A 23,448-nucleotide genomic window follows, 5' to 3' on the forward strand; every position below is an offset into this window, starting at 1 on the left:
TGGTGGAGGTGCAGGGAGTCGAACCCTGATCAGCTGTTTGCAAGACAGCCATCCTACCGTTGAACGAAACCCCCGTGTACCAGAGTTGGGGCGAGCATCCGGTATCGAACCGGAACCTGCGCGGTCACATCGCGTCGTGCAGCGCCACTACACCATGCCCGCCACGTCGTCGTCGATCGTCGTAGTCGTCGTCTTTGGAGCCGCCACCTCGACTTGCACGAGGCTGTCCGCATTACGAGTGCGGCGCGTCGCTCTCTACGCTTTGGCGACCGATCTACCCGAGGAGGGATTCGAACCCCCACGCCGCTGTGTGTAAGACAGTTGCACGACCGTCGTGCTGCTCGGGTCCATGGGTGGGGCAGGATTCGAACCTGCGCGGCGCATCGCGCAACGGGGTTACGGCCCGCCACCATCACCTCTCGGTCACCCACCCATCGTCGTCGTGCGTCGTCATCCTTTCGGGATCGTCGGAATCGAACCGACCGCCTTCGCCATATCAGAGCGACGCTCTGCCTTCTGAGCTAGATCCCAACATCGTGCCCTCGCCAGGAATCGAACCTGGAACCATCGGCTTAAGAGGCCGTTGCTCTACCTTGTTGAGCCACGAAGGCGTGTTTGAATAGACCGAGGCCTCGGTCGTCTCCGACCGAGGCCTCACATCGACTGTGATGATCCCGAGTAGGAGCTACGTCACCTTCGCGCCGCCGACGAACGGCAACGCGGATCCAAGCGCTGCGACGTCGCCGCCGCGCTCGATCATATTATGTTCTGTATATAGCCGTTTCACCGTGGTATGCTCCTTAGAGAACAAGCGAGGGCTATTGTACACGGACGTCAAGCCCATTGTCAAATGAAATTTCGACGAGCGAGCTGGTCGTCAGATCACGGTAGCGTGGTCAAAAATGCCAGGCGTGAAGAGCCGACATTGTTACGATCCCGATCAAGGTGTTGTAAACGATGTGCAGTGTGATACTAGCAGTCAATGACCTGCGCCAGATGAACAATAAACCTTGAACTACACCTAGGGTCGCGGCGGTTGCCATCGAGCTAGCGCCTCCCACCCAATGAGCAAGTGTGAATACGAGGATGCTCACTCCGAGCGCGATCGGCGCTCCGGTGCGCTCAAGCATACCGCCGAGAAGAAGGCCGCGGAATTCGATCTCCTGCGCTAAGGGCGAATATATCCCGGACACGAACAGCAGCCAAATCCTGTCCTCAAAATCGCCCGATTCGAAGGCCTCCCTTATCTGGTTGACCTGTGTCGGTGGAAATATTCGCACAACTTCAGGACCAACGAACAAAAAGAACACTGCGGCGCCCACGACACCGAGAAGAATATCACGGAGCGTCGGCTTTGTCAGCCCGAGATCCGCGAAACCGGCGCCGAGGTAGCGCCTTGCAACAAACCAGATCATCAACAATGCGGCGCTCTCGCGTAGCGCTACAAGTGTCGCAAGCTCCGATGCATTGAACGGATGTCCGGGCAGCACGCCGACGTAGCCTACCGCAATCCGGTCGACCAACAAAGAAAAGACCAGCACCGCAAGGCATGATGCGAGCCAAGCCGATTCAGTCCATCGCGGCCATGCCTTGATAAGCTAATCCTTCGAGACTGCGGCGCGCGTCGAGTCTTAGTCGACCGTGAGATCGAACACGGTTTAGCGCGCGATATGTCTTGTTCCTAGGCTTCCTGGGCTACGCCGTCCGTAGCCGGTGATGCCGTCTCTCTAGTCCGAACATGTTCCGGCAGGAAGCCTATGCCGATCGTACGCGCGGGAATTGCGCGCAACACAGGCAGTAGGTTGAACAGCCGGATGAACCACGGAAGCGACACTTTCTCCGAGCTGCCAAGAACGCGGTTGAGGATCCGCTCTTGCAAGAACACCTGAAGGGCCTGCGTTTGCCGCGTCGGGCGCTCGCGCCGTTCTTGAACCCGCTGCAGGTCGTTATCTGACGCGGCGCCTCGGAGCAACGCCGGAGTCAAAAGGTTTGAGGACGCCACCGCGTCTTGGATCGCGAGATTGATCCCGATGCCGCCGACGGGAGACATCGCATGGGCCGCGTCACCGATGAAGAGCAAACCAGGACGATGCCATTGCTTGAGCCGGTTCACCGCGACGGTCAAAAGCTTGACATCATCCCAGTCCTGGAGTTCGCCAACGCGATCGGCGAGATATGGTGCGATGCGCCCGATGCTATTGCGAAACGAGTCGAGCCCGCGACTCCGGATGGTGTCGAACCCGCCTTTCTTAATGACCATCGCGCACTGATAGTACTCGACGCGGTCGATCGCAACGAGGATTCCGCCGGCGACGACGTTGCCGAACGTGTCGCGGGGGTCGCCGGGACGCTTCGAAAGCCGAAACCATAGCGCGTCGATCGGCGCGCCGATATCGATGACCTCGCCGCCGCATTGCTCCCGGAGCGTTGAAGTCCGTCCGTCTGCGGCGACCGTCAAGTCGGCTCGAACGTGCAGCTCACCTTCCGGCGCCTGCGCGACGATGCCCTTGACGATGCCGTCCTCGGTGATGAGCGATCGAGCCTCGGTTTCCATGAGGAGATGGAAGCTCGGATATCGTCGACCGTGCTCGGCGAGGAAGTTGAGCAGATCCCATTGCGGCACGAACGCGACGAACTTGCACGGACCTGGTACGTAACGGAGATCCGCGAACGTGACAACGTCTCCCGACACGTTGACAGAAATCGTGCGGACCTCTGAGTGCCGCAGCTTGAGAAATTCGTCGAGCAGCCCGAGCTCCTGGAGCACCGCGAGCGTTGACGGATGGACCGTGTCGCCGCGAAAATCGCGGAAGAAGTCTTTGTGCTTCTCGAGGACGACGACGTCGATGCCCGAGCGCGCGAGCAGGTAACCGAGCATGACACCAGCCGGGCCGCCGCCCGTGATGCAGCACCGCGTTGCGAGTTGATTCATATTGATCGCGTATTTTTTTGCGCTGAGCGACTCGCCTGCCACTTTACAAAGGAGAGAGAACCCCGGTCATGCGCGGGGTTCTCTCGGGGTCACGATTTAGCTGCGGTCACCGTAGCGCAACGGTCTGCTGCGCCTCGAAGACGACCTGCGAACCCTGCGTCAGCGAGACGTTAGTCTTCTTGTTCGAAGCGTAGAGCGCGCCTGCGACCAAGCCGACCGCGCCGCCCGCGTTCGATTGGAAGACCGCCTTGCCGACCCAGTTGCCGACGAGCATGCCGGCCAGCGCCGATGCCGCGACGTTCGTCGTGTTGTCGTGACGCTGTGTCTCCTGCGTCTGCACCATCAGGATCGGGTGTCCGGTTGCGCCGTTCGCCAGCGCGATCTTGTCGATCGCAAATGCGAGCTCAGGATTCGTACCCTGGCCGGCCGGCACGACGTTCGTCACGTGGCCGGTGAGGGTCGCATTCGCGAATTGCCCGTTGCTCTGCGGATACGGCGCGACGACGGTCATGGTGAACCGCTGGCCGATCTGGGCGCTGCCCGAGTCGATCGTCTGGTTCATCTTCGCATCGACCATCGATCCGCTCGCGAGCGAAACGACACGCGGAGCCGATGCGACGGCCGGCGTCATCGTCGGCGCCAACAGTAGCGCGGCGACCGCCGCGCTCATCGCGATTCTTGCTCTGGTGTTCATAAGCGATATCAACCTCCGTTACCCTACAGATAAGGGTACCCCTTAAGCTGCATGACCGGCGCCGTTCCGGACAGCGATAGGGGACATCGGTCCCGGAGGGCAGGCGGTCCCGAAGAACGCGAATATCGGTTATGTGTCGCGGGCACGAAAGAGGCATGCCGAAGAAACATCGATATAGCGAAAAGGAACATCGACAAGTCGAGCACATCAAGGAAAGCGAAGAAGCGCGCGGCATGTCGGCGGATGAGGCCGAGGCGATCGGCTACGCGACGGTCAACAAGCAAAATCCATCACGCCATCGCTACACCGCGAAGGAGAAGCGGCAGGCCGAACACATCGCCGAATCCGAGCGCGCTCGCGGCAAATCGGCGACCGAAGCGAAGAGCATCGGCTACGCGACGGTCAATAAGCGCGGTTCGTAGCGCGCCTTAAACGACGAGCCGGCCGCTCGAAGCGGCCGGCTCAAACTGACCCTACCTACCTATCACCTCCTTCTCATCGGGATCTGCAGCAGCGGTGCGCCGACGAGCCCGAGCCAAAGGATGTCGATCAGGGGAAATGCGCCCGTCAACATGTCACGCTGCCTTTCCGAGACGGCGCTGATACAAGTACGACGCGCAGAGCAGCGCAACGCCGATCGCCAGGAACGAAAGGATGCGATAACCGACGTCGACCGCCGCCAGATCGAGCAGCGTCAGCTTGAGCGCCGCTAACGCGTACAGCGCGAGCCCCTGCCAACGGACGTATGCGGCATCTCGACGCAAGCCGCTCACGACGAGCACCGTAGCATACACCGTCCAGAGCACCGTCAGCGCGAGCTGCTGCGCAGAGATGCCACCGATCGACATCGCTGCAGCGATGCCGCCCGGAGCGAACGCGTCGTTGATCTCGAGCGACAGCGCGAAGACCGCAAGCGCGTTCGTCATCGTTTCGACACCGTGGTAGAAGCGTAGCTCATTCGGTTCAAGGTTCGCTTGGAATCGGTGCGCGAGCCAGCATACAGCCGCGAGACAGATCGCAAGCGTTCCCAGCGTCTCGAATCGTGGGTTGAGGAACAGATGCCCGCCGCTCGGCCACGCGGCCTCGAGCGCGAGCAGCGACAGAGCGAACGCGCTGATCCCGCCGACTCGCATCAACGTCATCCGCGCCGCGAGCCCCGTACCGGCAAAGGTGAGGCCCTCGACCGCCCACGCGGCCGCGAGACCCGCATCGCTCAGCCGGATCGGCAACGCCGCGGCAGCGAGCGACATGCCGAGCACCGCGCAGGCCGGTCTCGCTGCGACGGCACGTACGCCCGGCTCGATATTCGGTGTCGCCGGCAGTATGCAAGCCATGATGACTTGGATCAATCCAAGCACAAGCATGACTGCCATGCCAGCCGTTCCATGTATCGGATGAGCGAGCGCGCACACGACGAGGACGAACCAGCCGCCATTGATCGCTGCAAGGCCGAGGACATCGAGCGCCATCCGCCCGGACTTGAAGATCGAGGCGATTTGGAACGCGAGGAACTCTGCGTAGAGCGCCGATGCCATGAGCAGTACGATTGCGAACGACGGCTGATCGTTCGATCTGAAGTACCACACGAACTCGTAGGCGATCGTCATGATGCCCGCGAGCGGCAGGGACCGCCAACCACGGCGGAGCGAGACCCAATACAACGCACCGTTGAGCGCGAGCAGATACGCGAACAACGTCGTCGTCTGATCCAGGCCGCCGACGAGGTATGGCGTCGCGTAGCCGCCGCCGAGCGCCAACAGCGCAAGGCGTTGTGAATCGCGGCGCAGTGCCGTTCCGATGAGCACGACTGTCAATCCGCACATGGCAGTAGCCGCGACCCACGAGGGGACGAGATGATAGATGCCCCACGCCGCGAACATCGCGAGATAGAGCGTACCCGCTCCAATCGCAGCGATGCCTTCAGAAAAGTAGACATGGCCGCGTCGGAAGAGTTCCCTGCTATATAAGAGCATGCCGATGCCGGCGGCGATCGCTATGAGCTCTCTCTGTTCGGGTCCGATCCATTTGCGCTCGCTTGCGTAGGTGATGAAGAATCCGGCAGCGGCGATCATCGCGACGATTCCGCCGATGTTGAGCCAGCGTGCACCGATGATCGACTCGATATCAGGCCGGCGCTTCTCGGTGAGTGATTCCATCGTGCATCCCTCCTATGACTTTCCGAACGGCAGCGAGATCCAAAACTCCCGCAGCTCGTTGGCTCGCTCGTAGGGATCACAGCCATTGTATTGCTGGTACGTAGGCGCAAGCGGCGCACTCAGCGACATCGCTATACCGAAATGGAAGAGGGCCGGTAGAACGATCGCCAGCCCGACACCGATCGCAAATTTTATGGCCGTAAGCATTGAGGTAACCCCGCCTTTCCTGTCCGGCGGCGCCAAGCGCGGCGCCGGCGCTTATAATGGTAAGCGCCGGGCGCCGTGCGGACGTCCGAAGGACTACGTATCCTGCGGGCGGATGTCCCGAATCGGGCCGAAGTCGGCGGGCTTAGGTCAGGCCAAGCCGCGAGATCATAGAGGCTGCCCGCGTCCGCGATGAAACGCCAAGCTTCCCGAGTATCCGATCGACGTGCGTCTCGACCGTACGAACGCTCAGCGTCAGCTTGTCGGCCATTTCGCGGTTGGTCAAGCCCTCGGTCAGTAGCGCAGCGACTTCGATCTCACGCGGAGTCAGCCCGTGCGTGTCGACAGATGGAGACGGTGGGCCAGAGATCTCGGCGACTTGGTCAAACTCGGCGAGAGCGCCGAGCGTCGCCGGGAAGCGCGCCCTGAGTTCCGAAAAGTCGTCGGATTTGAGCTTGCCGGCGATCGATGGCCGCCCGCGAGCGAGCGAAGCGAGCATCGCGAGGATGACGATCGCTTCGAATCGCGGACCGCGGCCGCAGAGCTTCGAGAGCGTGCGAGCCATAAGGGTCAGGGTGACGTTCAATTCGCGCACGGGCTCGCTCGCGATCACCCGCAGCGCTTCCGCTGACGCCGCGAGCGCTCCCAAGTCGTGACGTCCTGCGAGCATCGCATCGAAGTGCGTGTCCTTGGTGTCGTCGGCCGCGCGGTCCATGAGCCTGATGCCGCGGACAAGGGCCAGCTCGGCGCGCCCAAGCGCAAGGGCCGACGCATCGGCGCCATCGACGATCACGGCAGCCGCGATCGCTCGGTCAGCGTCGATCACTGGTGACGGATCGACCGCGCCGGCGAGACATGAATAGAGGGCAGTGTCCGCGCACAAAGCGGCACGTTGCACAGGCGTCATCGCGGGTTCGCGGTGCTTGCCGGCCTCCGCGAGTGCCGAGACCGGATCACCGCGTAAGAACGCGACGCGATTATCGAGTACCACGGTCGCCGAAGCGAGGCGATCGCGATCGACTCCATACCACGCGCGGTCGGCGAGGCGGCGCACCGCGGCGACGGCCTCCGCACACCGATCGAAGTCGCCGGCGTTAAGCGCGGCCTCGGCGAGGCAGGCGTACGCGGATGCCAGTTCGGTCGGGAGATCGAAGTGTACGCCGAGCCGCACCGCAGCCGCTGAGTAGTCCGCGGCAGCGGCGACATCGCCTCGGAGCAAAGCCATTCGCGCCGCCCAGGCCAAGAAATACGAGCGAACGACGCCGTGGTCGCTCCTCTCGAGGGCCCCAAGTGTGCTGCCGATCAGATCTTCGGCGCCGGCGAAGTCTCCGAGAGCGGTGCGCGCGTAGGCGAGCAGCATCGAAGCGTCGACTCGTTGGCGAATGTCGGCAGTCGGGCCCAGAACGTCGAGAGCCCTCTCCGCAAAATCGCGCGCTCCGGTGAAGTCGAAGTGGATAGCGCGCACCCAACCAGCGAGGATAAGAGAGAACGCTTCGATCGCGCCGCCGAAACCTTGCGTGTCGGTCAGCAGTTTGGCGATCGCTCTTCCGTCAGCACGGGCGTGCGTCGAGAGTTCATCTTGCATGATGAGCTGGCGTAGGCGCAACGTGAGTGCCCGATCGTGGGAGCCCGTGGCGTTCTTCAGCGCTGCTTCGAACAGGCCGGACGCGCGCGCGTCTCCGCGTTGGCGCGCGATAATCCCGTCGAGCAGCCCACAGAGCGCGCCGAAGGACCCATCGGCAGTGCGAAGGTCGGCGACGAGCGTCGCCACGAGATCACGCCGCCCGGCGGCGATCAACGATTCGCCGTGCATTCGGAGTACGTCAGCGATCGAATCGGTCGCATGTGCGAGCGCGAACTGGTGGAGAGCGGCGACGACCTCGTGTGTCGCAAGCAGAAAATCGCCCGCCCACCTTTGACGCTCGACAAGTGCGTCTGCTCCCTTGTCGGCTTCCAAACGTCTGGCGAGAGCGTCGCGCAAGAGCGGGTGGACGCGATAGACCGAACCTGGTACGACCGCATCGACCATGACTCCGCGCTTTTCGAGATCCTTGACGAGAAGAGTCGCCTCAGCGATGCGTCCGGTACGTTCGAGCGCATGGACGGGTAGGTTTTCGAGCGCGCATGTCTGCTCGAGAAATGCGACGAATGGTTCGGGCAGCCGATTGATGTTCTGCTCGAGCAGATATGCGGATATGGCGGTGAGGCGGCCGTCGCTGCTCGGTGTCGGGCGCGCACCCGACGTCAACGACAAGGCGATCCCGGCGGGCCATCCTTCGCAAACGTCGCACAGCAGGGCGGCGTTCTTGTCGTCGATCGTCTCTCCGCGCTTGCGAGCAAGTTCGGAAGCGTCGGCGGGCGCGAAGACTAGATCCTCGGTCGAAAAGACGGCAGCCTTGTCCCCTGCGAGCCATCGGGCGACGCCGATGTCAGGTAGCGCGCGGCCGATCAACCAGAAGTACGGATTGGCTCTGTCCGCCCGAAGCGCGCCGATGATGAATCCCTTGAGGGCCGGATCTTCGGCGAGGAGTTGGATGTCGTCAAGTACGACGATGAGCGGTGCGCGATTCGATAATTCGCGCGCGAACTCGGCGCCGATACGTTGAGCCCACGGATCGACCTGTTCTGCGGTTTCCGGTCGTTGGCTGCCCATCGAACTGACGAGGCGCGCCGCGTCAGGATCGCCGGTAGTCTCACGGACGACGGCGACGAGCGGAGAAAAGAAGTCGCCGACATGCCACGCTTCGCATTGGTACCACGCTACAGCAGTACTGCTTTCGCTCAATGCGACTGCGGCCGCCGCAGACTTACCGTAGCCGGGCGGCGCTTGAATGACGACGAGAGGCTTGTCCAGCGCACGCGTCAGCCGATCGGTCAGATCGTTTCGCCGGATGAGGCCGCGCAGAGCTGGGATCGGCATCTAGCACTAGGAGTCCACCGAGGGCCGAGCCCGGACCTTCGAGACGGCATACCGCAAAGACGGGTATCTACCGTGCGGAGAGGACGAAGGGTGCGGCGTAGACCCGCGAGCCGCCGGTGAACTCTACCCACACCTTGTAGAGCCCGGGATGGGGAAGCACGATGTGGACGGGCATCGTCGCGGGTACGGCCGCCGATGCGGGGAGACCCGACCCACTCGCCACATGCGCGCCCGACATCATCGAATCCATATCCATCGCGTGGATGTGCGTGTACGAAAGATCTGCCGCGCCGATCGCGACGATGTGCGCGTACGCGCCAAGGTACGGATGCAGATCCGACGCAGGTTCGCCGTCCTTCATGATCGAGATGAGCATCGGCGTGTCGACGCTCGCTTTTACGCGGTCGGTACTGAGACGAACGACGTAGTCGCCAACCGTCGCCTTGTCGATAGGCGAGAACCGCCGAGACGATGTCGCCGGCCGCGCGTCGCCGACGGGAACATCGAAACGGAAAACCGCGTGACCGAAGCCTGCGGGGTCTGTGTCGGCATATAAATGGTAGACTCCAGGCCCCGGAAAGGTCGTCGTGATCCGGAAGGTCCCGGCACTGTCGAGCGTCGGGTGGATATGCATGAACTGCGACAAGTCCTCGCTGACGATGATCAAGTGTATCCGCTTCTGCATGTCGACGTCGAACGAACGCACGCGGGCGCCCGTATGCACGCCTTGCTCCTCGATCGCGAGTGACCGAGTAAGACCACTACCTCCAACGACCACGGTTGCTCGAAGCGCCGCCGCGGCCGGCGTCGCTGACACCCCGTTATACGTCGTCGCATCGTCCGCTGATGCGCGCGTCACAGCCGCCAACGCGAAAGCCGCGACGCAAAGCGCGGCGGTCTTGAACGGAAGTTGCACTTTCATCATCATTCTTTCGCGCAAGCGGCGTTAGCGGCGGAGGCCTTGCGCACTGCTTCCCAAGAAATCACTGCCTGAGATGACGCAGCCGCTCGAGCCAGGTCAGTTCTACGGCGAGACACACTCGATCCGCATCGCCGACGCAATCCTCTCGGAGGTGACGCACAGACAGCCTCGCACGATCGAGGAACACTTGCATGCGCTGCCGTTCTTCCTCCTCCTCCTCGACGGATCGTACCAAGAGACATCCAGCGACATTACGATATCCTACACGCCACTGACCCTCGGCTTTCACAACAAGATGATGTCGCATTCGGACGCGATCGGGCCCAGCGGCGCGCGCATGTTCACGATCGAGCTGGGCAAGACGTGGGAGGAAGCGATCGCGTTCTACGGCCGGATGCCGGCCCACATCTTCGAGCTCCATGGCGGCGAGCCGCTCTGGCTCGCGCTTCGCCTCTACGGCGAACTCGGGAAACCCGCCGACCTCGCGTTCTTCACGATCGAATCACTGCTCTTCGAACTGTGCGCCTACTTGAGTCGCGCAGGTGGTGACGACGTCAAGGAGCCCGAGTGGCTTGTCGACGTCGTCGACGAATTGAACGAAAGGTTTCGCGACAAGCTCGAGCTGCGGTCGCTCGCGAACGGTGCGTCGGTGCACCCGTCGCATCTCGCGCGCGCGTTTCATCGCTTCAAAGGACGGCCGATCGGCGACTACGTCACGGGGCTGCGCGTGCAATACGCGGCTCGGAACATCGCGGAGGGGAAGGCGTCGTTGCGCGAGATCGCGGCGGATGCGGGCTTTTCCGATCAAAGCCACATGACGCGTCTGTTCAAAGAGTTCACTGGCATGGCGCCGGCCGAATACCGGCGATATATCCCGACGCACAAGCTCGACCAGACCTAGCGTAAGGCCGCGCCGGTCGACCGTCAAGGTCGACCGCTCCGTCTATTTCTGCGCCCTGACGTGGGTTGCCAGCGCGAGCGCGTCTTCCGGCGACCAGTCGCTCGTCTTGAGGACGCCCGCGACGTGTCCGGTCGCGTCGATGACGAAGAGCGGCTCGTCTTGTTCGAGCTTCCGACGACGCGACGCGCCAAGCGTCTTCGCGAGCAGATCTATCTGCCGCCGGTCGCCCGTGAGGAACGACCACAGGCGCGGATCCGATGCGAAGAGCTTGGCGTAAGCGCTAAGGCGTTGCGGCGAATCGCGTTCCGGGTCGCGCGTGATCTCGAGCAAACGGTAGCCGCTCGCCGGTAGATGTCGCTGTAGATACAGAAACTTACCGGCGACGGCCGTGCACGTGCCTTGCGCGGAGTCGGTCGAAGAGAAGAAGCTGATGAGAACGACTCGCCCTTTCAGTGCGGCGAGCGGCGTCAGTACGCCGCGTTCGTCGATAAGCGTCACGTTCGGGATGAGCGGTGCGGACGTCGGGGGCGCCGCGGCTTGGGCCTGGGCCGATCCGTTGATTGTGAAGGCGGCCATAAGAATCGCGATCACACTCAGAACGACTTCACGACGACGGGCACGTCGACCCAACCCGCGTGCGCGAAATGGAGTCCGATCGTGAAGTGGTCGCCGACACGAAGATCGTGCTTCAGCCCGATGAGCATGATATGGTAGCCGCCGGACTTGAACACGACTGTCGCACCCGCGGGAATCGCGAGCGACGGGATGTGGCGCATCGCGTCGCCGCCGTCGACATGGTACGTCTCGTGCACTTCGGTCGCATCGGCGACGTCGGAGCGCGCGCCGTCGAGCGCGTCGTCAGACGCTCCCGCATTGGCAATAGTAAGGAAGACAGCGCCCATGTCATTGGCTGGACGCGAGAACGCACCGCTGACGGAAATCGAAGCCGAGCTCGACGGAGCAGCCGCGAGGACGGCGACAGTGACGAGGGCGGAGACGGCCATCGAGGCCGTGCGGATGACAAAGCGCTTCATTGATATAGCTTTCTCAGGTGAGCGGCAATGGTGGCCGGAGACGTGTGCCAATCGTCGATTGTCCGGACGACACCGGTCTTGTCTATCATATATATGTAGGAACTGTGCGCGAGCAGGTAGCCGGCGGCACTTCCTTGGTTGGGTAAACGGGTGAACCACACATGGTACCCCTTGTAGATCGGCGCCAACGTAGTGCTCGCTCCGTCCAGGCCCATGAAGTACGGGTCGAACAGCGTGACGTAGTTGCGGAGCGTCTTGAGCGTGTCGCGTTCGGGATCGTCCGTGATAAACGCGACCTTGATGTCGCGGTCCGCCGTCGGTCCGATTTGTCGTAGCGCGCTCGCGATCGCGGCGAGGGTCGTCGGACAGATATCGGGGCAGTGCGTGTAGCCGAAGTAGAGCACCGTGACGTGTCCACGTTGGCCCGCGAGCGAAAACGAGTGCCCCGACTGATCCGTGAGCGTGAAGTCCGGCGCGGCGGCATTGAGGAGCGCGCTGATCGCAGCGGCGGCGGCGAAGATGATTGCTGTCATTGCTACGCCGGCCGTGCGGTCCGCACGTGCTCCATGTAGAAGGCGACCTGATCGGCTTCTTTCTTGCCGTTGTAGCGCTCGATGACGCGAAGAGCGAGATCGATGCCCGAGGTCAGGCCGCCCGCGCACGAGACCTGTGGGTTCTCGACGAACCGAGGACCACGCACGAGGTGGATGTTCGGAAATTCTTTTGCGAAGTTGTCGTAATAGTCGTGATGCGTCGTGGCATACTGGCCGTCGAGTAGGCCGGCACGCGCGACGATGAACGCGCCCGTGCAAACGGACATGACGACATCGGCGCCCGGGGCGACCTTGCGCAACCATGTGAGCGCTTCCGGCGGGGCTTTTTGAGCTCCGACGACGACGACGTTTGGTTGCGGGGCGGACTCGAACGTGTACTCAGGCACGATCTTCAGGCCGTTCGTCGCGGTGACCGTATCAAGCGTTTTCGAGACGACATGCGTGTCGAAGCCGTCGTCTTGGAACGTCTCCCACGGACCCGCGAAATCGATGACCGTCGCCCTGTCGGAGATAAGGACGGCTACCTGGATGTTGCCCGTAGCTGGCTTCTTCAGGGGCTTGCCGAGCAGCGGCGCTGTGTTATCGGTTGCACCCATGTCGAGTCCCGCGAGTCCGACGACGCCGGCCGCGGCTGCGAGCACTTGCGATCTTTTCATGAAAAAGCACCTCGACGCTAGTATCGCACGTCGCCGCCCACGATTCTTGAACGTGCTTTGCATGCCGCGGTCTTACACGAAGACGCGAGGGAGCGGTCAATCACGAAGAGGTAAGGGGAGCGGTCGAGATTCATCTCGACCTCCGCGACCTCGCATTGCGAGAAGGGAGCGGTCGACCTTTACGGTCGACCGCCGCGGCCTTGCAATTGAGGAAGTGTGGTATGCCGAGCGAAGCTCGGCCTCCGTTCGGTGCTACCGCCCCGTTTGCGGCAGCCCCGCTACCGAGATCGGAATCTCGATCGAGTTGTTCGCCGCGTCGGCTAAGACCATAGAGCAGCGACCGCTCGCGATCGGTGAGACTCGCAGCGCGGCGCTTCGTCGACTCACGTCGACCGTCCGAACGCTCACGATCCCCGCGCACGTGCCCGACCGATGGACGGCGCCGATACCGGTCGCATCGTAGAGCGAAACATATCGATCGAATTGTGAGCCGAGGCCGGCGAACGTCAAGGAATCCGGTGCGTAGTCGATCGGACGCGGCGAGGCAAGCACGACGGGTGCCGGCGACGGCGCGGGCGGCTTGACGCTTGCGGCCTGCCAGACGGTGCCGTTCCTGAAATGGACCGACGCGACGCTGCAGTCGAGGGCGACGTGCGAGAGGAGCGGCGAGAACATGAGGTGGCCGCTACCTTCTCTATAGTGATGCGTGATCTCGATTCCGGGCGTGAACGTACCGACGTCGCGGATCATTCCCGACTCGCTGCCTGCTACGACTTTGAAGTTGATGAGATCGGCGGTCAGTGTGCTGTCGTTGGTGAACTTGAGGTAGACGCCGGCCGATTCGCCCGCGACGTCGTTGCCCGAATAGAGCAGTTTGCATTCATCGATTTCGATCGGCGGTCCGACTGCGCCGGTCGGCGTCACCGGAACGGCGATGGTCGGATCGGCGCTGCCGCATAGCGGAGAACCGATCACCAATGTCGCCGCGATGGCGCCAGCAAACAGGAAGGGTCGTCGTACGCGGTTCATGTGCGCGCTCCTCATCGACATCCCACCGTTGTCGCTTACTAGCGGATGAACGCTTGCGATGCGCCGAGCGGTTCCAGAGTCCCATCACACAACCCACAAAATCTCATATGAGAATGCGGTTTTTCGAAGGGCGCTCGGGTACAAGGTTGTCGAAGGGCGCCGCAGTGGCTTAGTCGTGGAGGTTTTCAGGATGCGAATCGGCTTCGCGGTCGTCGCCGTCCTTGGGTTGGGCCTCATGGGAAGCCGGCCGCTAGCGGCCGACATCACGGGGACGTCCTCAACGGGCACGGTGGTGGTTCAGCTCGATCAGATGTCGAGTTCCGGTCAAACGGGTACGGCCACGCTGACGTCGACGATCGACAACAAGACACAGGTGACAATCCAGCTCACGGGCGAGCCTCCGAACGCCCAAGAGCCCGCGCACATCCATACAGGGAAGTGCAAGAAGCTCAACCCGAAGCCGGCGTATTTGTTGACGAACGTCGTCGGCGGTACGTCGACGACTACCGTCAACGCATCGCTGACGTCGTTAGAGGCGGGGCGGTTTTCGGTGAACGTGCACGAGTCGACTCAGAATTTCGGCACGTATGTCGCTTGCGGAACTATTCCAGCCGGCTCTCAGGCACCGCCGGCAGGTGGCGCGACGCCAACCCCGGCGCCGATGTCGACGTATAGGCCGCGCTGGTAAGGCCGCGGCGGTCGAGATAAATCTCGACCGCTCCCATTCCTAGTGTAAAGGCCGCGGCGGTCGAGATAAATCTCGACCGCTCCCCATCCCTAGTATAAGGAAGAGTCTTAGTCCGGACGCTTTTCGGCGGGGTGGGTGGCGCGCTCGGCTGCGGCCTGCCCATCACGGGTCCAGTCGTCCGATGCATTCCATGCGAGAAACGACGCGGTGTCGTTGACGCGCGGGAACGGCTCGTCCGGCACCGGAACGCCGAGGAAGTCGCAGAGCGGCGCCCATCCCTCTTTCACGCTGTAGACGAACAGGCGAGACGGCGGAACAGTCTTGCGCACTTCATCGTTGTGGCGTTCGAAGACCTCGAGCGCATGCTTCTTATCCAAAAAGCGTCCGCCGAACGTCTCTTTGAGCACGATCTTCCGCGTCATCGCGCGATGCCGGCGCTGCCACTCGGGCGCGTCCGGCGCTACCGGCGTCGTGATGCGACCGTAAATCGTGTCGCTCACGCTCTTGTACCAGCTCTCCGGATCGCGGATCGAGAGTACGACCTTGGCCTTTGGGTAGTGTTCGATGAGCTCGCGCCAATAGTGGACCGCGGGCCAGTCGACGACCGATCGATAACCATCGAACACGCTGTAGTCGACCGAACCGCCATGGCACGCTTTATACCACGCTTCGGCATGCGCGGGATTCTCGATGACCTCGACCATGTGATAGCACGGGCCAAAGCCGAGACGGTCGAGCGCCGTCTTGAGCGAAAGCGTTCCGGTTCGGCCAAATCCTGCGCCGATGACTTGCATATCCACGTCGCGGCTGTTCTATGACACGGCGGCGTTGTTTGCCTTTGGTATCGCTACCCCACGGCCGACCGGGCGCAGGCTCGAGGATTGTAGCGCGCCCCGCAGCGGGGTAGATGAATGACGTACCCACTCTCTGGAGGTCTCCATGAAGCGATCAACCATTGCGATTCTGCTCTTCGCGATCGCGCTCGCAGCGGTTCCGCGCCTCGAATCGATGGCCGCGTCCGCCCCCGCGCCCGCGCCGGGCACGATCGTCGTTCCCTTGCAAGCGATCGGCGGTTCGAACCAAACGGGTTCCGCAACGCTCACGAGCGCCGGTAATAAGACGAACGTCGTCATCGCGCTCAACGGTGTCGCGGCGGATGCGGTCGAGCCTGCCCACATCCATCAAGGCACGTGCGCGAAACTCGATCCGAAGCCGACCTATCCGTTGACGTCCGTGGCCGGCGGCCAATCGGCGACGACGCTCAACGTGCCGCTGAGCGCGTTGCAGACAGGCGGATTCGCCATCAATGTCCACCAGTCGATGACGAATATCTCGACGTACGTCGCCTGCGGCAACATCCCCGCAGCCGTCACGACACCGACGCAATCGATGGGGGCGCCGACGCCGATGCCCACGTCGCCTCCGAGGTAAAGAGCAGCCCGCACCAAGCAGTACGGCCGGCCTGTCCGAAGCAGCCGGCCGTACTCATGCTTTACGCCTCGGTGATGTGACGTGATGCGAAACCGTGGGAGGAACCAGTTAATGCAGATCGAGCCGACCTGGCGACCGTTCGACGGTCCAGCCGATACGCCGAGGTCGAAACTTCCCGATTCCGCCTTCGCATTTCCCGCCGAACGTTCGGAGCCCTTGACGAACGCGGCCCACGTGCGCAGCGCGATCGCGCGCTTCGGTCAAGTCGACGGCGTCACCGATGCCGAGCGCGACGTCGCTTTCAAGAACATCGAAAAGGCGGCAGCGTACTACGACGTCGTCCTGCGGACTGACGACTGGCACGACCTCTAAGCGGGATCGTATCTTTCCAGCGACTCGTAGCCGCGATCGCCGAATGTTATGAGGCGCGGTACGTCTTCCGAATGCCACACCATGACGCGCCCCGCTAGACGCTCGTCGGTCGCCAAGCGATAGACCGCGTCCGCGACGTCATCGAGCGGGAGCAGCCGTGACGGAACGACCTGCGCCTTGCGTTCGTCCGGCGAAAGCGATTCCCAATATTCACGCGGTCCGGTCGACGCGATCCAGCCGGGCGCCAGGCAATTCAGTCGGATGCGATCGCTCTGCGCCAACCACCAAAGGCCGCATGTCAGTCGCATAAGCCCGCCCTTCGCGGCGTCGTACGCCGCGACGTCGGCCATGACGTCGCCGCCATATGGCAGCGAAGAGATCGAGGTCATGTTCACGATCGCTCCGCCTCGGCCGTGAGCCCGCATGGCGTCGATCGCGTGACGGGTAAGAAATATCGGACCGAGGAGATCCGTCTCGACCGTCTCTCGCCAATATTCGAGCCGATCTTCGGGATGGTACGGCGCCGACGCGTTGTTCACGAGAACGCGAAGCGGACCGAACGTTTTCTCCGCTCGCGCGATGAGATCGCGGCAACTATCATCGGATCGGACATCCGTCGTGTCGACGACCGCGCGGCCGCCTTCGCCCGCGATGCGCTCAACAGTCGCCCGCGCGCCGCCTTCGTTGACGTCACATACGACGACCGCGGCGCCTTCACGCGCGAAGCGGCATGCGATAGCGCGACCCGAGCCGTCGCCCCCGGCGCCGGTGACGATGGCCGTCGCGTCACGAACATCCATGGTCATGCCGTCAAGCCGCGCTGATAGACCGCGACGTCGATATAGCGATCGAACTTGAATCCGACGGCCTGCAGCAAGCCGGCTTCCTCAAACCCTAGGGAGCGGTGGAGCGCTATGCTCGCCGGGCTCGGCAGCGAAATGAAGCCGATGGCTTGTTTGAACCCCTTAGCGCCCGCCGATCCCAGCAGCGCCGCGTAGAGTTGTCTCCCGTAACCTTTGCCGATCTCATCGGGGTCGACGTAGACGGTCGATTCGACCGTATGGCCGTACGCCGGGCGGCTCCGGAAGCTTCCATAGTATGCGTAGCCGGCGATCCGCCCGTCGACGTCGCCGACGAGCCAGTCGTGACGTTCGAGCCGTTCGCGCATACGCGAGGCGATCGTCGACGTATCGACCGGCTCGGTTTCGAACGTGGACGTCGAGCTGACGATGTAGTAGTTGTAGATGGCGGCGACCATCCTGGCGTCGCTTTCGGTCGCACGCCGGATGATCATCGCCTCGGGCGGCTCAGCGGCCGTAGCGGCCGACGAGAACGGCCTTCTCGAGCACGTGGTCCTTGATCGCGTCGTCGAGCTGCGGTCCGTCGAAATCGCCCTTCGGCATGAAATCGAGCGCGTAGAGCGTGAATATGTAGTGGTGCGGCGTGTCGCCGGGTGGCGGACACGGGCCGGTGAAGCCGGTCTTGCCGCGTCCATTCGTGCCATCCATCCCTGCATTTTGGACTCCGGCGACAAGCGACGAGACATCCGGCGAAATGTCGTACAGCACCCAGTGCCAAAAGCCGGCGCCTTGTCTGGCATCGGGATCGAACACCGTCAACGCGAATGACTTCGTCTTGTCCGGCGCGCCCGTCCAGCTCAATTGCGGCGAGATGCTTTTCCCGTCGCACGAGTACACTTGTGGGATCGTCGCACCGTCGTTGAACGCATCGCTCTGCAAGGCGAACGTCGTCTTCGCGCTTGATTGGGCGAGCGAGAGGGCGATAATTGCGAGCGCGGCCGCGATCGAGATCGTCATTTGCTTCATGTCGGAAACCTCGCAGCGGCCCTTCGACGCGACGAACCGCATTCCCAGGCCGCTCCTCGACGCGAGGTGAACGCAGGTAGCCGGAGGTTGAATCGCTCTATGCGCGTCGGCGTCACGGGAGCGTCCGGATTCATCGGCCGCGCGGTCGTCGCGGCCTTACGTGCGCGCGGCGACGTCCCCATCGTTTTCACGCGCTCGGCTGAAAATCCAGCGAGCAAGCCGGTAGAGGCTGGCGCGCAAACACGCTTTTTCGACGTCGGTGATCCAAACGCAGATCCGAGCGCGCTCGAGGGACTCGACGCGATCGTCCATCTCGCCGGCGAAAGCGTCGACGGACGTTGGACGGAGAAGAAGAAGCGCGCGATCTACGACTCGCGCGTCAAGGGCACGCACAATCTCGTCGCCGCCCTCGAAAAACTCGAAAAGCGACCGCGCGCGCTGATTGCGGCGTCGGCGACCGGCTATTACGGCGATCGGCGTGACGAAATACTCGATGAACAAAGCGCCCCCGCCAGCGATTTTCTCGCTCGCGTTTGCGTCGACTGGGAGCGGGAGACACGCGCCGCGGGTGCGCTCGGCATCCGCCAGTGCAGTTTGCGCACCGGCATCGTACTCGGCCAAGGCGGCGCGATGGGGAAGCTGCAGCCGATATTCTCGCTCGGCGCCGGCGGACCGATCGGCAGCGGACGTCAGTGGATGCCGTGGATCCACATCGACGATCTCGTCGCGATGTACCTGTTCGCACTCGATCGCAGCGATATCGCCGGAGCGATCGGCGCGGTCGCACCGGACTACGCCTCAAACGCGCGCGTCATGGCCGCGTTGGCGGGTGCCCTCGGGCGGCCGTCGTTCGCGGTCGCGCCTGCGTTCGCGTTGCGGCCCGCGCTTGGCGAATTCGCGGAATCGATACTCGCGGGTCAGCTGCTGATGCCGCGCCGCGCGTCCGAGCTTGGGTTCGCGTGGCGTCACCCGACGCTCGAAGCGGCGATGGCCGATGCGCTAGGCGGTGGTTCGGGGCGAAAGGCTGCCCTGCACGTCTTCGAATCCGAGAAGCGCATCGCGTCCCCGTTGGAAGAAGTTTTCGCATTTTTCAGCGAAACCCGCAACCTCGAACGCTTGACGCCGCCGGAGCTCAAGTGGCGGATCCTGAGCATTGCATCGACGATGCGGCTCGGCACAACTGTCGACTATTCGCTGCGGGTGCACAGCGTGCCGATCAAATGGCGATCGCTCGCGACGGAATGGGTTCCGGACCAAGGCTTCACGGACGTGCAGGTGCGCGGCCCCTACCTATGGTGGAAGCACGTGCATCGGTTTGAAAGGGAAGGGAGCGGTACGCTCGTGCGGGATCGGGTGGAGTATGCGCTGCCGTTGGCGCCGCTCGGGGAAATCGCGCGGAGCCTCGTGCGCCGCGACATCGAATCCGCCTTTGCGTTCCGACGTCGCGTGCTCGGAGAGATCTTTCCTGGTTAGGCGCCGATACGGACGCCCCAGCCTTCAAATCCGCTCGACGGGTCGTTGGACACGATGACGGTCGGGTGGCTCACCAGCAAGAGCATTTGGGTGGTCATGATCATTTTCGTCCTCCGATTAAGTATATCGCGTATCGCTCGATTTGTTTCAGGTGCTGCGACGACTTTCGGCACTCGCGGAAGCCTCGGCGCCGCGACGTTTCTCGCAGTTTCGCTTGCGTTTGTGACCGCGCTAACCTCGGGCTGCGCGTCGTCGGGCGGGGGTTCTAGCACACCTTCCAACGACAAGGTCATCATCATCGGCGGCGATTTCGCGACGAGCGGCGCCGACACGACTGCGGGCGTTCCGACCGAAGATGGCGCTTTGCTCGCGATCGAGCAGGAAGCGAAAAAGGGATTGCCCGGCGGTTACCTCTTGCGCGCCCAGATGCTCGACGACACGGTCAACGGCGTCCACAACGATGGGCAGGGCGTTCGAAACGTGCAGTCATTGATCCAGGATCCGCGCGTCCTCGCGATCGTCGGCCCGCAGAATTCGAGCGTCGCGCGCGCCGAAATACCGGTCGCGAACGCGGCGAAGATCGCGCTCGTGTCGCCGACGACGACGTCGGTCGGCCTCACCGATGATGCATCCGGCGCCGCCGCGTTGCGTCGCACGAACCCGGCGTATCGCACGTTTTTCAGAACCGTGCTGCGCGACGATCTGCAGGGCTCCGCCGACGCGGACTACGCGTATAATGTCCTACGCGCGCGGCGCGCTTACGTCATCGATGACAACGAATCGTACGGGCTGGGCATCGCGGACGTCTTCGCATCGGCGTTCACACGGCTCGGCGGGACCATTCTCGAGCGTTCGCACCTCACGGCGCAGCAGCAAGATTTCGTTCCGTTGCTCACGCGCGTCGCGGGTAGACATCCCGATCTCATCTATTTCGGCGGCGTCGTCGCGAGCGGCGCGGGCGAGTTGCGACGTCAGATGGTGCAGCTCGGGATGACGTCGGCGTTCATGGGCGGCGACGGAATCAAAGAGGACGGGTTCGTGCTCGCGGCCGGCAAGTCGGCCGACGGCATTTATTGCTCCGACGGTTCGCCGAATCTCAACGCGATGCCCGAGGCAGCGCAGTTCTTGAAGGACTACTCGGCGCGTTTCCCCGGTCAACTCCTCGGAACGTACTCGGCGAATTCGTACGCAGCAGCCGAAATCGTCGTCGAGTCGATCCGAAAGCTCATGGAGTCGAACGGTGGCGTGCCGCCGACCCGCGAGCAGGTCGTCGATGAGATCGCCCGCTCGACGACGCCGGACACACCGCTCGGCTCCATCGCGTTCACACCGCAGGGCGACGTGACGACGCCGGTCGTCAGCTTCTGGACCGTGCGGAACGGGAAGTACGTCTTCATCTCGCAGCAGCGTAAGGTGCTGCGTTGACGGCCGACGAGCTAACGGCCGCGCTCGCCGGCACCGATGTGGAGGCGACGATGAAATCGCTCGGCTTCACGACCGAGTTCGTCGCGAAAAACGTCATGTCGGTCGACGGCCCGGTGACCGTCGCGCAGGTGGCGATGCTTTGGATGGGGATGCCGAACAAGCACGACCGCAAGCGAACGCGTCAGTTGCTCGACGCGCTCACCACCGCCGGCCTCCTGACGAACGCGTCGGAAGACACCTACCTAAGAAAATAACGCGCAACGTTTTTTGCGAGCGGTCGAGATTTATCTCGACCGCCGCGGCAATGCCGCTACGTCGGTCGATCCGACAGCAGTCGCTCGATGTTCTCGAGGCGCGAATCGATGGTGCCGAGCAGCGCGGCCGAGCTGGATTCGCGCGCCCCATTTCCAAGACCGTCGAGCGCCGAACCGACGCCGTGAGCGAATTCCGAGAGCGCCTCGATCTCATCCGGCGAGTACGCCTCGCCGCTCGCTCGCTCGCCGAAGAGAAGAACGCCGACGAGATGCCCGCGCGCGACCATCGGCACCGCTAGATCACCGCGCATCTCGGTCGTATACGGGTGCGGATCGAACGGCTTATGTCTCGCCTTGAGGGCAAGTATCGCGGGATCATTCTCGTCGACCGCGCCTGGAACGTCGCCGAATCCACGAGCCGCCTTGTACAAGTCGTTGTCGAGTACGAGAAGCGCGGCGTTACGCGCGTCGGTGTGCGAACGGATCTTGTCGACCGCCTGATCGAGCAGGACCTCGCGTTCGGTGACGAAGGCCGCTTCGTGGGAGAAATCGCGAAGCGCACGTTCGTCGTCGTAGCGCTTTCGGAAGAAGACTGCATCGACGAACGAGTCGACTCGACGATGGATGAAGTTCATCGAGACGCCAAGGACGAGAGCGAGCGCCGCGTTTGCGATGAGACCTGGGGCATGGCTGGCGCCGGCGACGGTCAAGCCGAGAAGCCACTCGAGGAGGACGAACGCGGCGACGACGATGAGCGAGACGATGCCGAAAACGAGCGTCCGACTCAACAAGAAACCGGCGTCCAGGACTCGTCGCTTGAGCAAGGCGTACGTGACGAAGAACGCGCCGGCCAACAAGAACACGTCCGACATGATGGCAAACGTGATGTTCCAGACCCACGATTGGGCGAAGGCCTGGAGGTTCTGCATGAGCTGGCTTCCGACGAGCGAGATCGGGACCGGAAGCAGGAGCCAGGCCGCGCGGGGCTTTTCGAGCTTCGGCGAGCTCCCGACCGCGGCGCAAGCGATGATAAGTACGAGGAGGGCCACACCGATCGCGGCGTTGGACATGATCGGATTGATCCAGGCAAACGTGCCGGGGTCGACCAGGAGCGTGACCAAACCGAAGTCGCACAACGCGACAGCGCCCACCATCGAGCCGATGGCGGCATAACCGGTCCACTGAAGCACCGCGCGCCAAGGCGATCGCGCACCGATCCGCGACGCCAACCAGACGATGAGCGCGAACGACGTGAACCACAAGAACCAGATCGCCGACCAAGCGATGAGGCTGATAGCCGGGCTAGGGAATGAGACGTCCGGCGTTTCGGTCATCCCCACTCCGACCGACGTCAAGACCACGGCGAGAACGCGGCCCTCTAGCGACCACCAGCGCCGCGCGGCGATGAGCGCCACACAGCCAAGACACCAGAGGCACGTCACCATCGGAAGAATGATGGTCGCGAGCTTGAGGCCGTTATCACCCGCCGGACTCGGCACGAGCGTCGTCGAAATCCGCTTGCCGCCACGGATGGCGATTATTTTCAGAGGCTCGGTGGTCACCGGCTGCGCCATCATGTAGACGCGCGTGGCGAAAGGTTGTTCGCGCAAGTCCACACGGTCGCCAGTTCGGAGGCCCGCACGTTCGGTTGCACCACCCGGTTGGACTTGCACGATCGTTTCGATGTACGCCATCCCGGGAGTGGTGACTTGGCCGCTATCGTAAAACCCGTAGATCTGTCGGCCTCCTAAGCCGAGGTCGCCGATCGCTACGGTCATCACGTCGATCCCGAGCAGTGCACAAAGAGCGAATAACGCCCACTTCCAACGAGTATCGTGAGCGGAGCTCTGAGCGCCCGCCGGTCCGACAGATGACATGGTGTTCGCTACTCCGGTAGGCGGTTGCGTCCCTCCGGGCGTGACTCTACGACCGCCGAGGTTCGCTCGGCCGGTCGAGCTAAAGCTCGACCGCTACAGA

At 62.9% G+C, this 23,448-nt stretch carries 24 protein-coding genes and 6 tRNA genes; 8 read left to right on the forward strand and 22 right to left on the reverse strand.

Features of this window, described 5'->3' with window-relative positions; all coding sequences use genetic code 11:
- The 9 genes from VFO25_00190 to VFO25_00230 all read right to left on the reverse strand — a co-directional run bounded on the left by VFO25_00190 (position 1) and on the right by VFO25_00230 (position 3,626).
- Positions 1 to 74, reverse strand: a tRNA-Ala gene (locus tag VFO25_00190).
- A gap of 12 nt (positions 75 to 86) precedes the next feature.
- Positions 87 to 162: transfer RNA gene (locus VFO25_00195), tRNA-His, on the reverse strand.
- A 113-nt stretch (positions 163 to 275) separates the two neighbouring features.
- Positions 276 to 347 (reverse strand) — tRNA-Val (locus tag VFO25_00200).
- A gap of 3 nt (positions 348 to 350) precedes the next feature.
- A tRNA-Tyr gene (locus tag VFO25_00205) sits at positions 351 to 433 on the reverse strand.
- 25 nt (positions 434 to 458) lie between these two features.
- A tRNA-Ile gene (locus VFO25_00210) sits at positions 459 to 531 on the reverse strand.
- Between the two features lie 6 nt (positions 532 to 537).
- Positions 538 to 611: transfer RNA gene (locus tag VFO25_00215), tRNA-Lys, on the reverse strand.
- Between the two features lie 285 nt (positions 612 to 896).
- The gene (locus tag VFO25_00220) at positions 897 to 1,541 is read right to left on the reverse strand and encodes a type II CAAX endopeptidase family protein (protein HET9341319.1); all 645 of its coding nucleotides are present in this window, start codon (positions 1,539 to 1,541) and stop codon (positions 897 to 899) included.
- Between the two features lie 140 nt (positions 1,542 to 1,681).
- The gene (locus VFO25_00225; GenBank protein ID HET9341320.1) at positions 1,682 to 2,932 is read right to left on the reverse strand and encodes an FAD-dependent oxidoreductase; all 1,251 of its coding nucleotides are present in this window, start codon (positions 2,930 to 2,932) and stop codon (positions 1,682 to 1,684) included.
- Positions 2,933 to 3,038: 106 nt separating this feature from the next.
- Positions 3,039 to 3,626, reverse strand: coding sequence for a hypothetical protein (locus tag VFO25_00230; GenBank protein HET9341321.1), 588 nt, complete (start codon positions 3,624 to 3,626; stop codon positions 3,039 to 3,041).
- Positions 3,627 to 3,781: 155 nt separating this feature from the next.
- Here VFO25_00230 and VFO25_00235 point away from each other — a divergent pair, with 155 nt between their 5' ends.
- Positions 3,782 to 4,048, forward strand: a complete 267-nt coding sequence (locus tag VFO25_00235) for a hypothetical protein (GenBank protein HET9341322.1) — start codon at positions 3,782 to 3,784, stop codon at positions 4,046 to 4,048.
- Between the two features lie 153 nt (positions 4,049 to 4,201).
- Here the strand turns inward: VFO25_00235 and VFO25_00240 are convergent, their stop codons facing one another.
- The 3 genes from VFO25_00240 to VFO25_00250 all read right to left on the reverse strand — a co-directional run bounded on the left by VFO25_00240 (position 4,202) and on the right by VFO25_00250 (position 9,828).
- A complete protein-coding gene (locus VFO25_00240; GenBank protein ID HET9341323.1) occupies positions 4,202 to 5,782 on the reverse strand; it encodes a DUF2339 domain-containing protein in 1,581 nt (526 codons plus the stop codon).
- 349 nt (positions 5,783 to 6,131) lie between these two features.
- Entirely contained in the window at positions 6,132 to 8,906 is a 2,775-nt protein-coding gene (locus VFO25_00245; protein HET9341324.1) for a LuxR C-terminal-related transcriptional regulator, read from the reverse strand.
- A gap of 67 nt (positions 8,907 to 8,973) precedes the next feature.
- Positions 8,974 to 9,828, reverse strand: a complete 855-nt coding sequence (locus VFO25_00250) for a hypothetical protein (GenBank protein ID HET9341325.1) — start codon at positions 9,826 to 9,828, stop codon at positions 8,974 to 8,976.
- A 73-nt stretch (positions 9,829 to 9,901) separates the two neighbouring features.
- Between VFO25_00250 and VFO25_00255 the strand changes: the two genes are divergently transcribed.
- Positions 9,902 to 10,729, forward strand: a complete 828-nt coding sequence (locus VFO25_00255) for a helix-turn-helix transcriptional regulator (GenBank protein HET9341326.1) — start codon at positions 9,902 to 9,904, stop codon at positions 10,727 to 10,729.
- A 42-nt stretch (positions 10,730 to 10,771) separates the two neighbouring features.
- Here VFO25_00255 and VFO25_00260 read toward each other — a convergent pair whose 3' ends face one another.
- The 5 genes from VFO25_00260 to VFO25_00280 form a co-directional block, all read right to left on the reverse strand.
- Complete coding sequence (locus VFO25_00260) at positions 10,772 to 11,320, reverse strand: SCO family protein (GenBank protein ID HET9341327.1); 549 nt, start codon at positions 11,318 to 11,320, stop codon at positions 10,772 to 10,774.
- A 2-nt stretch (positions 11,321 to 11,322) separates the two neighbouring features.
- The gene (locus VFO25_00265; protein ID HET9341328.1) at positions 11,323 to 11,763 is read right to left on the reverse strand and encodes a copper chaperone PCu(A)C; all 441 of its coding nucleotides are present in this window, start codon (positions 11,761 to 11,763) and stop codon (positions 11,323 to 11,325) included.
- Positions 11,760 to 12,296 carry an SCO family protein gene (locus VFO25_00270; GenBank protein HET9341329.1) on the reverse strand — a complete coding sequence of 179 codons (537 nt, stop codon included), beginning with the start codon at positions 12,294 to 12,296 and terminating at the stop codon, positions 11,760 to 11,762. Before VFO25_00270 ends, VFO25_00265 begins: the two co-directional genes overlap by 4 nt.
- Before the next feature lie 2 nt (positions 12,297 to 12,298).
- A complete protein-coding gene (locus tag VFO25_00275; protein HET9341330.1) occupies positions 12,299 to 12,973 on the reverse strand; it encodes a DJ-1/PfpI family protein in 675 nt (224 codons plus the stop codon).
- Positions 12,974 to 13,225: 252 nt separating this feature from the next.
- The gene (locus VFO25_00280; GenBank protein HET9341331.1) at positions 13,226 to 14,002 is read right to left on the reverse strand and encodes a hypothetical protein; all 777 of its coding nucleotides are present in this window, start codon (positions 14,000 to 14,002) and stop codon (positions 13,226 to 13,228) included.
- Positions 14,003 to 14,192: 190 nt separating this feature from the next.
- On the opposite strand from VFO25_00280, the gene VFO25_00285 reads away from it, so the two are divergent.
- Positions 14,193 to 14,690 (forward strand): hypothetical protein, encoded by a 498-nt coding sequence (locus VFO25_00285; protein HET9341332.1) that lies wholly within the window; start codon positions 14,193 to 14,195, stop codon positions 14,688 to 14,690.
- Between the two features lie 107 nt (positions 14,691 to 14,797).
- Here VFO25_00285 and VFO25_00290 read toward each other — a convergent pair whose 3' ends face one another.
- Positions 14,798 to 15,484, reverse strand: coding sequence for a sulfotransferase (locus VFO25_00290; GenBank protein HET9341333.1), 687 nt, complete (start codon positions 15,482 to 15,484; stop codon positions 14,798 to 14,800).
- A 145-nt stretch (positions 15,485 to 15,629) separates the two neighbouring features.
- On the opposite strand from VFO25_00290, the gene VFO25_00295 reads away from it, so the two are divergent.
- Positions 15,630 to 16,121 carry a hypothetical protein gene (locus tag VFO25_00295; protein HET9341334.1) on the forward strand — a complete coding sequence of 164 codons (492 nt, stop codon included), beginning with the start codon at positions 15,630 to 15,632 and terminating at the stop codon, positions 16,119 to 16,121.
- A gap of 111 nt (positions 16,122 to 16,232) precedes the next feature.
- Positions 16,233 to 16,493 carry a DUF6582 domain-containing protein gene (locus tag VFO25_00300; GenBank protein HET9341335.1) on the forward strand — a complete coding sequence of 87 codons (261 nt, stop codon included), beginning with the start codon at positions 16,233 to 16,235 and terminating at the stop codon, positions 16,491 to 16,493.
- Here the strand turns inward: VFO25_00300 and VFO25_00305 are convergent.
- Genes VFO25_00305 through VFO25_00315 form a run of 3 tightly spaced genes read right to left on the reverse strand, consistent with a single transcriptional unit; the run spans position 16,490 to position 18,319 of the window.
- Entirely contained in the window at positions 16,490 to 17,293 is an 804-nt protein-coding gene (locus tag VFO25_00305) for an SDR family oxidoreductase (GenBank protein HET9341336.1), read from the reverse strand. The genes VFO25_00300 and VFO25_00305 overlap by 4 nt on opposite strands.
- 2 nt (positions 17,294 to 17,295) lie before the next feature.
- Positions 17,296 to 17,787, reverse strand: coding sequence for a GNAT family N-acetyltransferase (locus VFO25_00310; GenBank protein HET9341337.1), 492 nt, complete (start codon positions 17,785 to 17,787; stop codon positions 17,296 to 17,298).
- 13 nt (positions 17,788 to 17,800) lie between these two features.
- A complete protein-coding gene (locus VFO25_00315) occupies positions 17,801 to 18,319 on the reverse strand; it encodes a YbhB/YbcL family Raf kinase inhibitor-like protein (protein ID HET9341338.1) in 519 nt (172 codons plus the stop codon).
- 99 nt (positions 18,320 to 18,418) lie between these two features.
- Between VFO25_00315 and VFO25_00320 the strand changes: the two genes are divergently transcribed.
- The 3 genes from VFO25_00320 to VFO25_00330 all read left to right on the forward strand — a co-directional run bounded on the left by VFO25_00320 (position 18,419) and on the right by VFO25_00330 (position 21,471).
- On the forward strand, positions 18,419 to 19,792 hold the full coding sequence (locus VFO25_00320) for a TIGR01777 family oxidoreductase (protein ID HET9341339.1): 1,374 nt from the start codon (positions 18,419 to 18,421) through the stop codon (positions 19,790 to 19,792).
- Between the two features lie 222 nt (positions 19,793 to 20,014).
- Entirely contained in the window at positions 20,015 to 21,217 is a 1,203-nt protein-coding gene (locus VFO25_00325) for a branched-chain amino acid ABC transporter substrate-binding protein (GenBank protein ID HET9341340.1), read from the forward strand.
- Positions 21,214 to 21,471 carry a hypothetical protein gene (locus VFO25_00330; GenBank protein HET9341341.1) on the forward strand — a complete coding sequence of 86 codons (258 nt, stop codon included), beginning with the start codon at positions 21,214 to 21,216 and terminating at the stop codon, positions 21,469 to 21,471. The genes VFO25_00325 and VFO25_00330 overlap by 4 nt, the downstream gene beginning before the upstream one ends.
- 56 nt (positions 21,472 to 21,527) lie before the next feature.
- Here VFO25_00330 and VFO25_00335 read toward each other — a convergent pair whose 3' ends face one another.
- Complete coding sequence (locus VFO25_00335) at positions 21,528 to 23,348, reverse strand: GAF domain-containing protein (protein ID HET9341342.1); 1,821 nt, start codon at positions 23,346 to 23,348, stop codon at positions 21,528 to 21,530.
- Between the last annotated feature and the right edge of the window lie 100 nt (positions 23,349 to 23,448).

The sequence above is a fragment of the Candidatus Eremiobacteraceae bacterium genome, assembly GCA_035710745.1.
Taxonomy (GTDB): Bacteria; Vulcanimicrobiota; Vulcanimicrobiia; order Eremiobacterales; family Eremiobacteraceae; genus JANWLL01.